Here is a 16,032-nt window from a genome sequence, read left to right as displayed (position 1 = left end):
CCCCCGCTCACGGCGATGGGCTGGCCGATCGTCCCGGACGGCCTGGGCGACCTGCTGGTCCGGCTCAGCCGCGACTACCCGGGCACGCCCCTCGTGGTCACCGAGAACGGCGCCGCGTTCCACGACGTCCCCGACGCGGACGGACGAGTACGCGACGACGCCCGCATCCGGTACATCGACGGGCATCTGCGCGCCGCGCACGCCGCCCTCACCGCCGGTGCGGACCTGCGGGGGTATCTCGTATGGTCGCTGCTGGACAATTTCGAGTGGGCCGAGGGGTACGGCAAGAGGTTCGGGATCGTCTACGTCGACTACGCCGACCAGCGCCGCCTTCCCAAGGACAGCGCGGGGTGGTTCCGTGACGTCATCGCCCGCAACGGACTCGGGGGAGAACCGGAATGAAACGTCCCACGCTGGAGGCCGTGGCGGCCAGGGCCGGAGTCTCCCGCGCCACGGTGTCCCGCGTGGTCAACGGGGCGGACACCGTGAACGCGGAGATCCGCACGGCCGTACTGCGCGCCGTGGAGGAACTCGGCTACGTCCCGAACTCGGCGGCCCGCAGCCTGGTCACCCAGCGCACGGGATCGATCGGGCTGGTGGTCTCCGAGCCGCCCGCCCGCGTCTTCTCCGACGACCCCTTCTTCTCCCAGGTCATCCGCACGGTGAGCCAGGAGCTGGAGGCGGCCGACAAGCAGGTCGTGCTCATGATGCCGTCCTCGCCGGGAGGGCAGGCCAGGGTCGAGCGGTACGTCGCGGGCGGCCACGTGGACGGCGTCATCCTGCTGTCCCTGCACGGCTCGGACCCCCTGCCCGCGGCGCTGATGCGGACGGGCGTGCCCGTGGTGTCGCACGGCCGGCCGGTGTCCACGGCCAGGCCCCCGTACTGCGACGCCGACAACTTCGGGGGTGCGCGGGCCGCCGTCCAGCACCTCCTGTCGAGGGGCCGGCGGCGGATCGCCACGATCAGCGGCCCGCTCGACATGTCCGCGGGGCTGGACCGGCTGGCCGGCTACCGCGAGACCCTCTCCGGCACCGGCCGCCGGTCGCTCGCCGCCATCGGCGACTTCACCCGCGAGTCGGGGGCGGCCGCGATGGGCCAGCTCCTGGAGGACGACCCCGGCCTCGACGCGGTGTTCGCCGCGAGCGACCTGATGGCGAGCGGGGCCCTGCACGCCCTGCGGAAGGCGGGCCGCCGCGTCCCGGGCGACGTCGCCGTCGTCGGCTTCGACGACATCGACGCGGCCCGCTACACCGATCCGCCGCTGACGACCGTCCGCCAGCCGATCGACGAGGTCGCCCAGAGCATCGTCCGGATGATCCTCACCGGAGTGGACGTCCAGGCCGAGCCGCTGATCCTCCCCACCGAGCTCATCGTTCGCGACTCCACCTGAGCCCGGCCTGCCCCGAGGGCGTGGCTGGGCTGCGGCATGCCCGGAAAAAGCTAGTATCGATCTATTGAATATATTCAATGTGGCCCTTAGGTTGGTGCGCCATGAGGACGCCTTACCGCCGAAGGGGCCAGAGCCGTGGCTGACCGGACGATCGAGACCGCCGTCGCCGAACTGCTGCGCCGCGAGCGCGACCGCGAGGACGGGGGCAAGGTCACCGAGCGGTGGCCGGACCTCGATCTCGGCACCGCCTACCGGATCCAGGACGCCGTGCTGGACCGCAAGGTGCGCGACGGCGAGACCGTCGTCGGGGTCAAGCTCGGCCTGACGTCGCGCGCCAAGCAGCGGCGCATGGGCGTCGACGTCCCGCTGACCGGCTGGCTCACCGACGCGATGACCATGGCGCCCGGCGAGCTCGCGCCGGTGGGGCGGCTCATCCACCCGCGCGCCGAACCGGAGATCGCCTTCATCATGGGCGAGCGGCTGAGCGGCCCCGGCGTGACGGCGGAGCGGGCGATGCGGGCGGTCGCGAGCGTGCACGCCGCGTTCGAGGTCATCGACAGCCGCTTCCGCGACTTCGACTTCACCCTGCCGGACGTGGTCGCCGACAACGCGTCCTCCAGCCGGTTCGTCATCTCCGCCCGCGCCGTCCCACCGGACGGCCTCGACCTGGCGGCCGAGGAATGCCGGCTCGACGTCGACGGACGCACCGTCGACACCGCGACGGGCGCGGCCGTCCTCGGGCATCCCGCGAACGCCCTCGCCCTCGCCGCGAACGAGCTGGCCGGGCGCGGGAAGGCCATCGAGCCCGGCTGGATCGTCCTGACCGGCGGCCTCACCGACGCCCACCCCCTGCGAGCCGGCGGCACCCTCTGCGCCGAGTTCGCCTCACTCGGAGCCCTTTCCCTCACCGGAACCACCTGACGACCTCGCCGCACCTGGCGCGCCTCCTCCCGGGAGTACCGACATGTCCCTTCTTCATCGCGACCACTCCAGACGCCCCTTCGTCGCGTGCGCGGCCGCCGCCGCGCTGGCCCTGACCGCCCTGACCGGCTGCGGCGCCGGCGGCGGTGCCGGCGAGGTCTCCGCCGACGGCACGGCGGAGGTGAAGCTCGGCGTCATCCCGATCATCGACATCGCGCCGGTGAAGCTCGGGGTCACCAAGGGCGTGTTCGCCCGCCACAAGCTGAAGGTCACCACCCAGGACGCGCAGGGCGGCGCCGCCATCGTGCCCGCCGTGGTCAGCGGCGACTTCCAGTTCGGCTACTCCAACATCGTCAGCCTGCTCGTCGCGCGGGAGAAGGGCGTCCCGGTGACGATGGTGTCGGTCGGCGCCCGCGCGTCCGGCGACCCCATGGACGACGGGTCCGGGCAGCTGATGACCCGCGACTCCACGATCGCGAAGGTCGCCGATCTGAAGGGCAGGAAGATCGCGGTCAACACGCTGAAGGGCATCAACGAGGTCGCGGTCGCCTCCGTCCTCAAGAAGAACGGGCTGCGGCGCGGCGACGCCGAACTGGTCGAGGTGCCCATCCCCAACATGCCCGCGGCCCTGAAGAACGGCCAGGTGGACGCCGCGATGCTGAGCGAGCCGTTCATCACGGTCGCCGAGGGGCAGGGCGCCAAGCGGCTGCCGGTCAGCTACGCCGGCATGGGCGCGCACCTGCCGTTCGCCGGCTGGTTCACCTCCAAGCAGTACGCGGGGAAGAACCCCGACGTCGTGAAGAGGTTCACCGCCGCGCTGAAGGAGTCCATGAGCTACGCCGAGAGTCACCCGGACGAGGCCAGGGGGGCGCTGAACGGCTACCTGAAGCTGGAGCCGGGCCTGAGTGACAAGGTGACCCTGCCGGGCTGGAACCCGGAGGCCGGCAAGGCGGAGATCGCGCCGCTCGCGCGGCTCACCGTCGACACCGGCCTCATCGGCAGCACCCGCCCGCTCGACGACCTGTTCGACCAGTGACATGGCGAGGACCGTTCCGATGACCACGACGGCCCGGCCGCGCCGCCGGAGCCGCGCCGGGTTCGTGCCCGACCGGCTCCTCGGCCCGATCGGGATCGCCGCCTTCGCCCTCCTCCTCGAAGTGCTGCCGCGCAGCGGCGCGGTCTCGCCGGACGACCTGCCCCCGTTCAGCGCCATCGTCCGCGCCCTCGCCGACGAGGCCGGCGGCGGCGCGTTCTGGGGCGCGCTGCTCGACACGCTCCGCGGCTGGGGGTACGGGCTGGCCATCGCGCTCGCCGCCGGCCTGGGCCTCGGGCTGCTGATCGGCAGCGTGCCCTTCCTGCGCGAGGCCACCGCCTCGACCATCGAGTTCCTGCGCCCGATCCCGTCGGTCGCCCTCGTCCCGCTGGCCGTGCTGCTCTACGGGACGCGGCTCGGCTCGACGCTGATGCTGGTGGTGTACGCGGCGACGTGGCCGATCCTGCTGCAGGCCGTCCACGGGGTGCAGGACGTCGACCCGGTGGCGCGGGAGACCGCGGCGAGCTTCCGGTTCTCCCGGTGGGCGCGGCTGCGGCACGTGGTCTGGCCGACCGCGCTGCCGTACCTGCTGACGGGCGTGCGGCTCGCCGCGTCGGTGGCGCTGATCCTGGCCGTCGCCGGCGAGCTCATCATCGGCGCGCCGGGGCTCGGCAGCGAGATCGCGCTGGCCCAGGCCAGCAACGCCGTCGCCGACATGTACGCGCTGATCCTCGTGACGGGCGCGCTCGGGGTCGGCGTGAACCTCCTGACCCGGGCGCTGGAGCGGCGGGTGCTGGCCTGGCACACCTCCATCCGGACGGAGGTGCCCGCGTGAGGACCGCACCGCACGTGAGGACCGCACTGCACGGCGCCGGCCGTCTCGCCTACCTGCTCGCCCTGCCCGCGATCCTGCTGGTGCTCTGGTGGGTGCTGACCGCGCAGAGCACCAGCTTCTACTTCCCGCCGCTGCGCACCATCCTGAGCGCCTTCGGCAAGACGTGGTTCTCGGACCGCCTCATGGACGACGTGCTGCCGAGCGTCCTGCGCCTGGCGGCCGGATACGTCGGCGCGGTCGTGCTGGGCGTTGCCATCGGCGTGCTCATCGGGTCCAACCGCCGGATCAGGCTGCTGGCCGAGCCGGTGCTGGAGTTCCTCCGCGCCGTCCCGCCGCCGGTGCTGATCCCGGTGCTGATGCTGTTCACCGGAATCGGCGACACCATGAAGATCACCGTCATCGTGGCCGGCTCGCTGTGGCCGGTGCTGCTCAACACCGCCGAGGGCGTCCGCGCGATCGACGACGTGCTGGCCGACACCGCCCGCTCCTACGGGCTGACCGGCGCCGCCCGGCTGCGCCGCCTCGTCCTGCCGTCGGCGTCCCCGCAGATCGTCACCGGCATGCGGCAGGCGCTGTCGATCTCGATCATCCTCATGGTGATCAGCGAGATGTTCGCCAGCTCCAGCGGCCTCGGCTACACGATCGTCCAGTTCCAGCGGGGGTTCGCCGTCCCCGAGATGTGGAGCGGGATCCTGCTGCTCGGCCTGCTCGGATTCCTGCTGTCGCTGCTGTTCGGGCGGTTCGAGGCCCGCGTGCTCCGCTGGCACCGCGGGTGGCGCCAGGCCCAGAAGGGAGAATCATGACCGCTCTGCTAGACGTGTGCGGGCTCAGGAAGACCTATCAGGCCGCCGACCGGACGGTGGAGGCGGTGCGCGACCTCACCTTCGGGATCGGCGACGGCGAGCTGGCCTGCATCGTCGGCCCGTCGGGCGCCGGGAAGACCACCCTGCTGAAGTGCGTCGCGGGGCTGCTCGCGCCGAGCGGCGGCGAGGTGGTGCTGGAGGGCCGCCCGGTGCACGGGCCGCCCGAGAACATGGCGGTCGTCTTCCAGGAGTACGGGCGCAGCCTGTTCCCGTGGATGACCGTCGAGCAGAACATCGAGCTGCCGCTCAAGCAGAAGAAGGTGGCCAAGCGGCGCCGCGGCGAGCTCGTCGCCGAGGCGCTGGAGTCGGTCGGCCTCGCCGACGCCGGGGGCGCCTACCCCTGGCAGCTGTCCGGCGGGATGCAGCAGCGGGTCGCGATCGCCCGCGCCGTCGCCTACGAGCCTTCCGTGCTGCTCATGGACGAGCCGTTCGCCGCCGTGGACGCGCAGACCCGCGCCGAGCTGGAGGACCTCACCCGCGAGCTGTGGCAGCGGCTCGGCATGACGGTCCTGTTCGTCACCCACGACATCGAGGAGGCGGTTTACCTCGGGCAGCGGGTACTGGTGCTGTCCGCCGCCCCCACGGTGATCATGGAGGACGCCGTGATCGACCTGCCCGCCGAACGCGAGCAGCTCGCGACGCGGTCGGACCCCCGGTTCGCCGAGCTGCGCGCGCACATCTACTCGCTCGTCCAGCAGGCGAAGACCTACCACGACGGCGCGGAGCCGCGGTCATGAGTCGTGACGAGACCCGTGACGTCTTCGCCGGCACGCTCGCGGAGCTGACCTGGCACGAGGTCGACCAGGCCGCCCGGTCCGGAGCGGTGCTGCTCTGGGCGTTCGGCGTGATCGAGCAGCACGGCCCGCACCTGCCCACCGGGACGGACGTCTACCTGCCCGTCGCGCGGCTGCGCGGCGTCCAGGAACTGCTGGCCGAGCGCGGCCTGCGGGCGCTGATCGTGCCGCCCTACTACTGGGGCATCAACGTCGTCTCGGGCGCCTTCCCCGCGTCCTACGGCGTGCGGCCCGAACTGATGCGGGAGGTCATGGCCGACCTGCTCACCGGGATGGCGCGCGACGGCTTCCGGCACGTGTTCTGCTTCTCCGGCCACGGCGACGCCCTGCACAACCGCACGATCCACGACGGTGTGCGGACGGCGTCGGAGCGCGCGGACGTGGACGCGAGCTTCGTGACCGAGCCCGCGCTGGCCCGCCGCATCGGCCTCGACCCCGACGACCCGCGCCTCACGCTCTGCGGGCCGGACGAGCCGCCGCCCGAAGGCCCGCCCGACGTCCACGCCGGGCGATGGGAGACGTCCCTGATGATGCACCTGCACCCCGGGCTCGTGCGCGAGGAGGTCCGCGCCCGGCTCGAACCGAGCGGTCTCGGGCCGAGCGAGCTGGCGACCTGGCGGAAGGGGTACGAGCACGCCCGCCGCGTCACGCCCGACGGCTACTTCGGCGACCCGGCCGCGGCGAGTGCCGGCGAAGGACACCGCATCCAGGCGGCCGCCGCCGAGCAGGCCGCCGACGCCATCGCGCTCCGCCTGCGGCGCACGGCGTCGTCCAACCCCCACGAAGGACGGAGGAACCATGGCTGAGATCAGTGTCGCCATCGCCGCGAGCCACGCTCCCGGCCTCACCGGCTGGTTCGACAAGGCGCCCGAGGCCGACCGGAAGACGGTGCTCGCCGCCTACGCCGAGATCCACGAGGCCATCGTGCGATCCCGCACCGACGTGCTCCTGGTCATCGCCAACGACCACATCGCGAACGGGTTCGTCAGCGACTACAACGACTTCACCTTCGGGCTGGCCGACCGCCACACCGGCCCCGACGAGTGGTTCAAGCCCTGGCTGCGCGTCCCCGACTACGAGCTCCCCGGAAGCCCCGACGTGGGCGAGGTCCTGTACGAGAGCGTCAAGGACTGCGCCCCGCGCGTGCGCGCCACCCGCGAGAACCTGCGCTACGACGACAACCTCTCCGTCCCGACGACCATGGCCGGCCTCGTCTCGACGGGTGTGGCGGTCGTCCCCGTCCTGCAGAACTGCACGGTCCCGCCCGTCCCGGACGAGAAGGTCTGCTACCGGCTCGGCGAGACGCTCGGCGAGGCGATCCGCACCCGGCTGCCCGCCGGGCTGCGGGTCGGACTGTTCGGCTCCGGGGGCCTGTCCCACGAGCCGGGCGGGCCCCGCTACCTGGAGATCGACGAGAAGTTCGACCGCTGGTGGATGGACCTGCTGGTCGAAGGCGATCATGAAAAGATCCGCACCGACGTCACCTTCGAGCGCATGGAGGAGGCCGGCTCGGGCGGCACCTCCGAGCTGCTCTCCTGGCTGGTCGTCATGGGCGCGATCGGCCCGCGCCCGTGCAAGGCCCTCGGCTACGCCGCCGTCGACCAGTGGCGCTGCGGCTTCGGCGCCGTCCGCTGGGACCTGTCATGACCCCGCCGACCGGACGAACGGACACCCCAGAGATGGCACTCGAACACTTCGATCCGCGGCTGCGGGCCAACGACCTCGTGCAGGAGCTGAAATGGGACCGCGAACTGCGGGCCCGCTTCGAGACGTCCGAGAAGGAGGTGCTGGACGCCTACCCGCTCACCCCCGCCGAGCGCACCGCGATCCTGGACCGCGACTTCCGGGCGCTGTTCGAGCTCGGCCTGCACCCCTACCTGCTCGGCCAGCTCGCCCGGCTGATCTACGGCACGGGCGAGAAGGCCGGCACCTCCGGCGCCGCGACCGCGCTGATCAGGTCGCTGCTGGGGGACCAGTACGAGGCCTACATGGCGGAGCGCGGTGAGTAGCACCGTGCCGGTGAGCAAATCAGTGCCGGTGATCGACGTCCACACGCACGCGATGCCGATGCCGCTGCTGCGGCGGCTGGAGCGCGCGGGGCTGGCCGACCTGTCCCGCAGCGCGGAGCGGGTGCTGAACCTCGACCCGGCGATCTGCGGGCTCGCGCCCGGCTCCCCGATCCCGCTCGCACCCGAGCAGCACGACATGGAGCTGCGGCTCGCGTCCCTGACCGCGATGGGGGTGGACCACCAGGTCGTCGCCGCGCCGCCGTTCGTGTTCGCCTCCGAGTCCGGCGACGACCGGCTGGTCATGGAGGTCACCCGCCTGTCCAACGACGCGCTCGCGGAGTTCGTCGCCGAGTCCGGCGGCCGCCTCTCCGGCCTCGGGACGGTACCGGTCGGGCACCCCGGCGCGGTGGCGGAGCTGACCCGCTGCCTGGACGAGCTCGGGCTCGCCGGCGCCACCATGGGCACCTTCGGGGGCGGCCGGGAACTCGACGACCCGGTCAACGAGGCCCTGTGGGAGGCGCTCGACGCGCGGCGCTGCTTCACGCTGCTGCACCCGAGCCGCGTCTCCTCCAAGGACCGGCTGTCCGCCTACCACCTGGTGCAGCTGCTCGGCTATCCCGTGGAGACCGCGCTGGCGACCGCCCGGCTCATCTTCGGCGGCGTCCTCGACCGGTACGACCCCGTCCTCTGCCTGGCGCACGGCGGCGGGTGCGCCCCCGCCGTCGGCGGGCGCCTGGACCTCGGCTGGCGGAGCAAGCCCGTCGCGCAGGTGACGCGCCGCACGCCGAGCGAGTACCTGCCCCGCCTCCTGTACGACACGGCGGTGTTCGACACGCGGGCCCTCGGCCGGCTCGTCGAGGACATGACGGCCGAGCACGTCCTGCTGGGCACCGACGCGCCGTTCGACCTCGTCGACCACGACCCGCTGAGCACCGTGCGGGCACTGGACGTCGACGCCCGGCAGGAGGCCGCCATCCTCGGGGGCAACGCCGCGCGGTTGCTCGGGATGCCCGCGGACCCCGACGATCGACGCGCACCACCCCTCCACACCGCAGCCGAAGGGCGTACACCATGAGCACCGGCAATCCGGCGACCGACCTGCCCCGGCTGTCCCTGGCCGAGACCGTCGCCAAGCGGATCGAGGCGCGCATCGCCGAGGACACGCTGCCGAACGGCCACCGCCTCGGCACCAGGGACAGCCTGCGCCGCGAGTTCGACGTGGCCGCCGCGACGCTCAACGAGGCGGTCCGGCTGCTGACGGCGCGCGGCACGGTGTCGGTCCGCCCCGGCGTCAAGGGCGGGATCTTCGTCGCGACCCCGCCGCCGCTGGTGCGGCTCGGCCGCAAGATGCTCGAACTCAGCGGCGACTCCGTGCCCGTCTCCGACTGCCTGGTGATGCGGGACGCGCTGGAGCCGCTGCTGGCGCGCGAGGCCATGCGGCACCGCACCGAGGCCGACATCGCCGACCTGCGCCGGCTCGCCGCCGAGATGGCCGAGCAGGCGGAGAGCGGCGTCGGCTACCTCGCCGCGAACTGGGCGCTACACCGCCGCATCGCCGAGATCACGCCGAACAAGGTCCTGCAGCACACCTACACCTCGCTGCTGGAGTTCGTGGAGAACCGGCTGCGCGGCGTCACCCCCGACGAGCCGGCCACCCGCTACGTGGAGGGCCCGGCCGTCCACCGCGAACTGGTGGAGGCGATCGCCGGCGACGACCCGGAGCGGCTGGACGCGGCCGTCGAGGCGCACGGCGCCCTGACCGCGGCCCGCGGGGGCGGCACATGACCGCGCTGCTCGTCATCGACATGCAGAACGACTACTGCCATCCCGACGGCGTCTTCGCGCAGGCGGGGCTCCGCGTCACCGGGCTGGACGACCTCGTCCGGAACGTCAACACCCTCGCCGCCGCGGCCCGCTCCGCCGGCCGCCCCGTCATCTGGGTGCGGATGGAATGGGCGGACGACGCCGACGTCGGGCTCCTCGCCGAACGGAGCCCGTTCCTGCGCGAGCGGGGCCTGCGGCGCGGGACGTGGGGCGGCGAACTGGTCGCCGGCCTCGACCGCGCGCCCGGCGACCACGAGATCGTCAAACCGCGCTTCGACGCCTTCCACCGCACCGGCCTGGACGACCTGCTGCGCGGCCTCGGCGCCGGGACGCTCGTCGTGGCCGGCGTGCGCACCGACTTCTGCGTCGAGTCGACCGTCCGCGCCGCCTTCTTCCGCGACCTGAAGGCGGTCGTGCCGCGGGAGGCCGTCGCCGGATACGTCGAGGACCTGCACCGCAACAGCCTGCGCCTGATGGGCACCGTCTTCGCCGACGTCGTCTCCGTGGACGACGCGGCGAAGACGCTCGCCGCACCGGGAGGCGGCCGATGCCCCTGATCGACGTGACCCTCGTCGCCGGACGGACGCCCGAAGAGCTCCGTACCCTCATCAGCCGGCTGACCGACGCCGCCGAGGAGGCCATCGGCGCGCCCCGCCCGAGCATCCGCGTCATCCTCCGCGAGGTGCCCGCCGCGCACTGGGCCGCCGGCGACGTGACCATCGAAGAACGCAACCAGGAGTAGCCATGGAACTGATCCCCCACGTGATCGACGGGCGGGAGACCGAGTCCCGCGACGGCGTCCGGTTCCCCACCGTCGACCCCTTCACCGGGCGGACCTGGGCGGAGGCCGCGCTCGGCGGCCGGGACGAGGCCGCGCTCGCGGTCACGGCCGCCCGCCGCGCGTTCGACGAGGGCCCCTGGCCGCGCATGGGGTACGCCGAGCGCGGCGCGATCCTGCACCGGCTCGCGGACCTGATGGAGGCCAACCTGGACGAGCTGGCCCTCGCCGACACCACCGACATGGGCAAGCCCATCGCCGACACGCGCGGCAAGGACGTCCCGCGGTCGGCGTCCAACTTCCGGTTCTTCGCCGACCATGCGCGGCTGTCGGCCGCCGAGGCGTTCCCGATGGACAGCGGACACCACGCCTACACCCGCTTCGAACCGGCGGGCGTCGTCGCCGCCATCGCCCCGTGGAACTTCCCGCTGATGCTGGAGACCTGGAAGGTCGCCCCCGCGCTGGCCTGGGGCAACACGGTGGTGCTGAAGCCGGCCGAGCAGACCCCGGCGTCGGCGTCCCTGCTGGCGAAGCTGGCGCTGGAGGCGGGGATGCCGCCCGGCGTGCTGAACGTCGTCCACGGCAACGGCCCCGGCTCCGCCGGCGAGGCCCTCACCACGGACCCCCGCGTGGACCGCATCACTTTCACCGGCGAGTCCGCCACCGGCCGCGCCATCGCCGCCGCGGCCGCCGCGAACCTCACCCCGGTCAGCTTCGAGCTCGGCGGCAAGGGCGCCAACCTCGTGTTCGCCGACGCCGACCTGGACCTCGCCGTCTCCTGGTCGATCAAGGCCATCTTCAGCAACGCCGGGCAGGTGTGCCTGGCCGGCAGCCGCCTCTACGTCCAGCGCGACGTCTACCAGGACTTCCTGGACCGCTTCACCGCCGCCGCGGAGGCCCTGCACATCGGCGACCCCAAGGACCCCGCGACCCAGCTGGGCCCGCTCGCCTCCGCGGAGCACTACGCGAAAGTGACGTCCTACCTCGACACCGTCCCCGCCGACGGCGGCAAGATCGCCACCGGCGGCGCGGGCCCCGAGGGACTGTTCGTGCGGCCGACCGTCGTCCTGGACGCGCCCCCCACCGCCCGCGTGTGCCGCGAGGAGATCTTCGGCCCGGTGGCCGTGGTCGCGCCCTTCGACACCGAGGCCGACGCCGTGGCCGCCGCCAATGACACCCCGTACGGCCTGAACGCCATGGTGTTCACCGAGAACCTGTCCCGCGCCCACCGCGTCTCCGCGGCCCTGAAGGCCGGCACGGTCTGGACGAACTGCTTCTTCGTCCGCGACCTGCGCGCCCCCTTCGGCGGCGCCGGCGACTCCGGCATCGGCCGCGAAGGCGGCACCTACAGCCGCGAATTCTTCACCGACCCCAAGGCCGTCGTGATGGCCACCTGACCAGGCCCGGCGTCGCGGGCGGTGCGGCGGCCGGACTCACGCCTTGCGGGCCACCGCGCACCAGGCCGATACCGGCCCGAGAGGCGGGCTGCCCGGGGCGGGGCGCCACTGCGAGTACTGGACGATGCCCGGCTCCACCAGCTCGACATCGTCCAGGAACCGCGCCACCTGGTCATGGGTGCGGAACGTCACCGGCTCGCTGAGCTTGTCGTTGAGCCCGGACGTCGCCGACGCCGTGGCGTCGACCTCGATGTCGCTGGCGGGGTGGCCGAGGACCAGGTAGCTGCCGGACGGCACGGCCGCCAGCAGGCGCCTGACGATGTCGAGCGGGCCGCTCTCGTCCGGGACGCAGTGCAGGACGCCGACCAGCATGACCGCGACCGGCCGGCTGAAGTCCAAAGTCTCGCGCGCGGTGTCGAGGACCTGGTCGATGTCGCGCAGGTCGGCGTCGATGTAGGCGGTCTCGCCCGCTTTGCTGCTGGTGAGCAGGGCGCGGGCGTGGACGAGCACCATCGGGTCATTGTCGACGTACACCACCCGGGAGTCGGGCGCGGTCCGCTGCGCGACCTCGTGGATGTTGTCGGCGGTCGGGAGCCCGGTCCCGATGTCCAGGAACTGGCGTATGCCGCAATCGGCGGTCAGGTACTCCACCGCGCGGGCCAGGAACTTACGGCATTCACGGACACCGAGCAGGATGCTCGGCATCGTCCTGGCGAACTCGTCGCCCGCTTCCCGGTCGACGGCGAAATTGTCCTTGCCGCCGAGCAGGTAGTCGTACACGCGGGCGATGTGGGGCACACCCGTGTCCAGCTCCGCGACCGCGGATTCCGCAGCGCTCCGCCGGTGCCGGTCCTCGGTCATCGCATCGTTCCAATCTCCGGCCCGGAGCCGATCGTTGAAGATCGACTTGGCTTGGAACGAGTGTATAAGGCACACGCTGCTCAGTGATCACAACCGGCGAGCAGTCAGGGAGGAACATCCGCTCCCTTCCACTTCCAAGCTATAGCGCAAGGGGGGTCTTGCCACAAGGCCCTGGTCGTGGCGCACAATCGCCCCTCGACACCGGAACGTGAAGATCGGGGAACCGCGGAATGCGCTTTGTGCTGGCGACCTACGGGTCGCGGGGGGACGTCGAGCCGATGGCGGGGCTGGCGGTGCGGCTGCGGGCGCTCGGCGCCCGGGTGCGGGTGTGCGCGCCGCCGGACTTCGCGGAGCTGCTGGACGACTCTGGCGTGCCCCTGAGTCCCGTCGGCTGGCCGATCCACGCGCTGGCGACGGGGGCGGTCCCCGGCAAGGCGGGCCTGTCCGACATCGCTGCCGAGCTGACCGCCATGGCCTACGAGGCGGTCACCGGAGCGGCCGAGGGCCCTGCCGCGGTGGTGGCCACCGGCTCGTTCCCGGCCGTCGCCGGTGCGCGGGCGGCGGCCGAGAAGCTGGGCGTGCCCTATGTGTACACGTCCTTGTCCCCGTGCTACCTGCCGTCGTCGCATCACCCGCCGCTGCGCCGACCGGGCCAGGTGATCCCCCCTGAGGTGACCGGCAACCGGGAGCTGTGGGACCTGCACGCCGAGAACACCGAAGCCCTGTTCGGCGAGACGATCAACACCCACCGGGCCTCGGTCGGCCTGCCGCCGGTGAGCGGCGTCCGCGACCACGTCTTCACCGGACACCCGCTCCTGGCGGCCGACCCGGTCCTGGGCCCGTGGCAAGAGACGCCGGAGCTGGACGTGACGCAGACCGGCGCATGGATCCGGCCGGACGAGCGCCCGCTCCCGGCCGGCCTGGAGACGTTCCTGGCCGCCGGCCCCAAGCCGGTATACGTGGGCTTCGGCAGCATGCTCATCCGGGATGCGAACGCGCAGGAGGCCTCCCGTGCCGTCATCGAAGCGGTCCGGACGCAGGGTCGCCGCGTCCTGCTCGGGAGCGGCTGGGCCGACCTGACCGCGATCGACGACCGGGACGACTGCTTCGTCGTCGGCGAGGTCAACCAGCAGGCGCTGTTCCCCCGGGTGGCCGCGGTCGTGCACCACGGCGGCGCGGGCACCACGGCGACGGCGGCCCGCGCCGGGGCGCCGCAGGTGATCGTGCCCCAGGTCGCGGACCAGCCGTACTGGGCGGGCCGGGTCACCGACCTGGGCATAGGCACGGAACACACCGGCCCGACGCCGACCACCGACTCCCTGTCGGCCGCACTCAAGATCGTCCTGGCCCCCGAGACCGCTGCCCGCGCGACCGACGTGGCCGGGACGATCCGCACCGACGGCGCCGACCAGGCCGCGAAACTCCTCCTCGACATGATCGGCCGAAGCGAGTCCGCGCCATCCGCGGACTGACCCCGGGCGGGCCGCGAGCGCATGGCCGCCGTGCCCGAGTCCATGTTCACGCGAAGTAATGGCCCTCTTTGAGGTCGGCGATCAGTCCCGGACGGGTCGGCCGCCAACCGAGGAGGTCGTGGGTGGCCTCTGCCGAGGCGGGGCCGTCGAACCCCCAGAAGCGGGCGAGGTAGCCGACGTACTCTCCGGCCTGGTCGGGGGCGATGGAGACGGCCGGAACATCGAGCTGTGCGGCGAAGATCTCGGCGACCTCGCGGATCGGCACGCCCTCGTCGCCGACCGCGTGCAGCACCGACCCGGGCGGCGCGGACTCCAGCGCGAGGCGGAACAGGCGTGCTGCGTCGTCGCGGTGGACCGCCGGCCAGCGGTTGGAGCCGTCGCCGATGTAGGCCGCGGCGCCCTTCTCGCGTGCGAAGCCGATCGCGGTCGAGGTGAACCCGTTGTCGCCGTTGCCGTGGGTGGCCGGTGGAAGCCGCACGACCGAGGAGCGGACCCCGTGGCCGGCGAGCGCGAGCGTGTGCTGAGCGTTGGCCGATCGCCCGTTGCCGCTCGTCGAAACCGTCCGATCCGCGGTCGGCCCGTCCCGCTCGGTGGCGACCTGCCCGGGTGGGAGCCCGAGCACGCCGAGGATGCCGGAGGCGACGACGAACGGTCTGCCGGTGCCGGCGAGGGCTTCGCCGAAGATCTCGATCGCGGCGCGATCGGTGGCGGTGGCGCCCGCATAGTCGCCGGCGAAGGCAATGTCGTGCTTGAACGCGAGGTGGACGACGCCGTCGGAGGAGGCGGCGGCCTCGCGCAGAATATCGAGGTCGTCGAGCGAGCCCTGGCGGACCTCGGCGCCCGCGGATCGCAGGGCATGGGCCGCGGCGTCGGAGCGGGCGAGTCCGGTGACCGTGTGGCCGGCGGCGATCAGTTCCGGGACGAGCCCGCGGCCGATCCAGCCCGACGCTCCGGTAACGAGAACACGCATGGAGACCTCCAGAACGTGGGTGCCCGCCGTGCGGCGGGCCTTGCTGTCCGCCTCCATTCTTTGTACGGTCGTACTAGAAATGTCAAGCCGGGGCGAACACGGGGAGGACGGGCATGGCGGGACGGCCGGTCGACCATCAGCGGCGGGCCGAGCTGCTCGACGCAGTTGTCGACTACACGGTGGAGCACGGGTTCTCCGAGCTGTCGTGGCGGCCCGTCGCAGCCGCCTTGGGGGTGTCGCCCACGACGCTGGTGCACCGCTTCGGCACCAAGGAGCAGATGCTCGTGGCCGTCCTCGGGCGCTTGCGCGAGCGCATCTTCGCGGCCACCAGCGACGCGATCGGCGAACGTCCCGACCTGCCGGCGGCGGCCCGCGCGGTCTGGACGCGGACCTCCGACCCGCAGCGGGGTGCGGAGTTCAGGTTGTTCTTCGCGGTCTACGGAAACGCACTCCAGGCACCGCGGCAGTTCGCGGGATTCCTCGACCGGGTCGTGGCCGACTGGATGGCCGCCCTGTGCGACGCGCAAGGACCCGGCACCGACCCGGCAACGGCGGCGCGCACCGCCACCCTGGTGATCGCGACGATCCGCGGGCTGCTGCTCGACCTCCTCGCCACCGGCGACCGAGACCGTGTCCAGGACGCGGCCGAGAGCTTCCTCGCAACCCTCAACGCCACCGAGAACGCACCGCACTGACCTCTCAGCTGCAGGGCCATCGCCCTCTATCTATCAGGGTCATTTCCGCTTCCGGAGAGAAATACGCGCGACCGCTAGACGAACGCGAGTGTCGCCGGACGGTCGGGTCCCGTCACGTCAGAGTCGGCCGCTCTGAGGCTCGGTGCAGTTGAGGTCGTGGCGGGATGGACGTGTGAGGGGACGTCCGGG

Annotated in this window: 19 protein-coding genes; 17 read left to right on the top strand and 2 right to left on the bottom strand. The window is 72.6% G+C overall.

Translation table 11 applies throughout. The features are described 5' to 3' along the window. The 15 genes from E1293_RS20840 to E1293_RS20770 all read left to right on the top strand — a co-directional run. Window positions 1–402 (top strand): family 1 glycosylhydrolase (locus tag E1293_RS20840; protein WP_132199114.1); only part of this gene is annotated, 402 nt, incomplete at its 5' end. Continuing rightward, window positions 399–1,391 (top strand): LacI family DNA-binding transcriptional regulator, encoded by a 993-nt coding sequence (locus E1293_RS20835; protein WP_132199113.1) that lies wholly within the window; start codon window positions 399–401, stop codon window positions 1,389–1,391. The genes E1293_RS20840 and E1293_RS20835, both read left to right, overlap by 4 nt. Before the next feature lie 135 nt (window positions 1,392–1,526). Next, window positions 1,527–2,312 (top strand): 2-keto-4-pentenoate hydratase, encoded by a 786-nt coding sequence (locus E1293_RS20830; RefSeq protein WP_132199112.1) that lies wholly within the window; start codon window positions 1,527–1,529, stop codon window positions 2,310–2,312. Window positions 2,313–2,355: 43 nt separating this feature from the next. Beyond that, on the top strand, window positions 2,356–3,348 hold the full coding sequence (locus E1293_RS20825) for an ABC transporter substrate-binding protein (protein WP_132199111.1): 993 nt from the start codon (window positions 2,356–2,358) through the stop codon (window positions 3,346–3,348). A gap of 19 nt (window positions 3,349–3,367) precedes the next feature. Continuing rightward, window positions 3,368–4,180: an ABC transporter permease gene (locus E1293_RS20820; RefSeq protein WP_132199110.1), complete on the top strand. Its 813-nt coding sequence runs from the start codon at window positions 3,368–3,370 to the stop codon at window positions 4,178–4,180. A gap of 14 nt (window positions 4,181–4,194) precedes the next feature. Further along, the gene (locus E1293_RS20815; RefSeq protein ID WP_243716354.1) at window positions 4,195–4,983 is read left to right on the top strand and encodes an ABC transporter permease; all 789 of its coding nucleotides are present in this window, start codon (window positions 4,195–4,197) and stop codon (window positions 4,981–4,983) included. 5 nt (window positions 4,984–4,988) lie between these two features. After that, complete coding sequence (locus tag E1293_RS20810) at window positions 4,989–5,780, top strand: ABC transporter ATP-binding protein (protein WP_207938987.1); 792 nt, start codon at window positions 4,989–4,991, stop codon at window positions 5,778–5,780. Beyond that, complete coding sequence (locus E1293_RS20805) at window positions 5,777–6,643, top strand: creatininase family protein (RefSeq protein WP_132199108.1); 867 nt, start codon at window positions 5,777–5,779, stop codon at window positions 6,641–6,643. The genes E1293_RS20810 and E1293_RS20805 overlap by 4 nt, the downstream gene beginning before the upstream one ends. Beyond that, window positions 6,636–7,484: a DODA-type extradiol aromatic ring-opening family dioxygenase gene (locus E1293_RS20800; protein ID WP_132199107.1), complete on the top strand. Its 849-nt coding sequence runs from the start codon at window positions 6,636–6,638 to the stop codon at window positions 7,482–7,484. Before E1293_RS20805 ends, E1293_RS20800 begins: the two co-directional genes overlap by 8 nt. A gap of 32 nt (window positions 7,485–7,516) precedes the next feature. Next, on the top strand, window positions 7,517–7,846 hold the full coding sequence (locus E1293_RS20795) for an extradiol ring-cleavage dioxygenase (RefSeq protein WP_132199106.1): 330 nt from the start codon (window positions 7,517–7,519) through the stop codon (window positions 7,844–7,846). Between the two features lie 10 nt (window positions 7,847–7,856). Further along, entirely contained in the window at window positions 7,857–8,921 is a 1,065-nt protein-coding gene (locus tag E1293_RS20790) for an amidohydrolase family protein (protein ID WP_243716353.1), read from the top strand. Beyond that, window positions 8,918–9,631: a FadR/GntR family transcriptional regulator gene (locus E1293_RS20785; RefSeq protein ID WP_132199105.1), complete on the top strand. Its 714-nt coding sequence runs from the start codon at window positions 8,918–8,920 to the stop codon at window positions 9,629–9,631. Before E1293_RS20790 ends, E1293_RS20785 begins: the two co-directional genes overlap by 4 nt. Further along, window positions 9,628–10,227: a cysteine hydrolase family protein gene (locus E1293_RS20780; protein ID WP_132199104.1), complete on the top strand. Its 600-nt coding sequence runs from the start codon at window positions 9,628–9,630 to the stop codon at window positions 10,225–10,227. Before E1293_RS20785 ends, E1293_RS20780 begins: the two co-directional genes overlap by 4 nt. Further along, complete coding sequence (locus E1293_RS20775; protein ID WP_132199103.1) at window positions 10,218–10,412, top strand: tautomerase family protein; 195 nt, start codon at window positions 10,218–10,220, stop codon at window positions 10,410–10,412. Before E1293_RS20780 ends, E1293_RS20775 begins: the two co-directional genes overlap by 10 nt. Window positions 10,413–10,414: 2 nt before the next feature. After that, on the top strand, window positions 10,415–11,845 hold the full coding sequence (locus E1293_RS20770) for an aldehyde dehydrogenase (RefSeq protein WP_132199102.1): 1,431 nt from the start codon (window positions 10,415–10,417) through the stop codon (window positions 11,843–11,845). A gap of 36 nt (window positions 11,846–11,881) precedes the next feature. Here E1293_RS20770 and E1293_RS20765 read toward each other — a convergent pair whose 3' ends face one another. Further along, on the bottom strand, window positions 11,882–12,706 hold the full coding sequence (locus tag E1293_RS20765) for an SAM-dependent methyltransferase (protein ID WP_132199101.1): 825 nt from the start codon (window positions 12,704–12,706) through the stop codon (window positions 11,882–11,884). A 230-nt stretch (window positions 12,707–12,936) separates the two neighbouring features. Between E1293_RS20765 and E1293_RS20760 the strand changes: the two genes are divergently transcribed. Next, window positions 12,937–14,178, top strand: a complete 1,242-nt coding sequence (locus E1293_RS20760) for a glycosyltransferase (protein WP_132199100.1) — start codon at window positions 12,937–12,939, stop codon at window positions 14,176–14,178. A 46-nt stretch (window positions 14,179–14,224) separates the two neighbouring features. Here the strand turns inward: E1293_RS20760 and E1293_RS20755 are convergent, their stop codons facing one another. Further along, window positions 14,225–15,205 (bottom strand): SDR family oxidoreductase, encoded by a 981-nt coding sequence (locus E1293_RS20755; RefSeq protein WP_243716352.1) that lies wholly within the window; start codon window positions 15,203–15,205, stop codon window positions 14,225–14,227. Between the two features lie 56 nt (window positions 15,206–15,261). Between E1293_RS20755 and E1293_RS20750 the strand changes: the two genes are divergently transcribed. After that, a complete protein-coding gene (locus tag E1293_RS20750) occupies window positions 15,262–15,843 on the top strand; it encodes a TetR/AcrR family transcriptional regulator (protein ID WP_132199099.1) in 582 nt (193 codons plus the stop codon). The last annotated feature ends 189 nt before the right edge of the window (window positions 15,844–16,032 follow it).

It is taken from the genome of Actinomadura darangshiensis (genome assembly GCF_004349235.1).
Taxonomy (GTDB): domain Bacteria; phylum Actinomycetota; class Actinomycetes; order Streptosporangiales; family Streptosporangiaceae; genus Spirillospora; species Spirillospora darangshiensis.
Note: the sequence above shows the minus strand (reverse complement) of the source record. Positions and strands in the feature narration are given on the sequence as shown.

Coding starts and splice junctions, on each gene's coding strand:
- E1293_RS20755 (WP_243716352.1), bottom strand. CDS start 15,205: ATGGAGGCGGACAGCAAGGCCCGCCGCACGGCGGGCACCCACGTTCTG.
- E1293_RS20780 (WP_132199104.1), top strand. CDS start 9,628: ATGACCGCGCTGCTCGTCATCGACATGCAGAACGACTACTGCCATCCC.
- E1293_RS20770 (WP_132199102.1), top strand. CDS start 10,415: ATGGAACTGATCCCCCACGTGATCGACGGGCGGGAGACCGAGTCCCGC.
- E1293_RS20750 (WP_132199099.1), top strand. CDS start 15,262: ATGGCGGGACGGCCGGTCGACCATCAGCGGCGGGCCGAGCTGCTCGAC.
- E1293_RS20820 (WP_132199110.1), top strand. CDS start 3,368: ATGACCACGACGGCCCGGCCGCGCCGCCGGAGCCGCGCCGGGTTCGTG.
- E1293_RS20800 (WP_132199107.1), top strand. CDS start 6,636: ATGGCTGAGATCAGTGTCGCCATCGCCGCGAGCCACGCTCCCGGCCTC.
- E1293_RS20825 (WP_132199111.1), top strand. CDS start 2,356: ATGTCCCTTCTTCATCGCGACCACTCCAGACGCCCCTTCGTCGCGTGC.
- E1293_RS20835 (WP_132199113.1), top strand. CDS start 399: ATGAAACGTCCCACGCTGGAGGCCGTGGCGGCCAGGGCCGGAGTCTCC.
- E1293_RS20785 (WP_132199105.1), top strand. CDS start 8,918: ATGAGCACCGGCAATCCGGCGACCGACCTGCCCCGGCTGTCCCTGGCC.
- E1293_RS20775 (WP_132199103.1), top strand. CDS start 10,218: ATGCCCCTGATCGACGTGACCCTCGTCGCCGGACGGACGCCCGAAGAG.
- E1293_RS20805 (WP_132199108.1), top strand. CDS start 5,777: ATGAGTCGTGACGAGACCCGTGACGTCTTCGCCGGCACGCTCGCGGAG.
- E1293_RS20760 (WP_132199100.1), top strand. CDS start 12,937: ATGCGCTTTGTGCTGGCGACCTACGGGTCGCGGGGGGACGTCGAGCCG.
- E1293_RS20795 (WP_132199106.1), top strand. CDS start 7,517: ATGGCACTCGAACACTTCGATCCGCGGCTGCGGGCCAACGACCTCGTG.
- E1293_RS20765 (WP_132199101.1), bottom strand. CDS start 12,706: ATGACCGAGGACCGGCACCGGCGGAGCGCTGCGGAATCCGCGGTCGCG.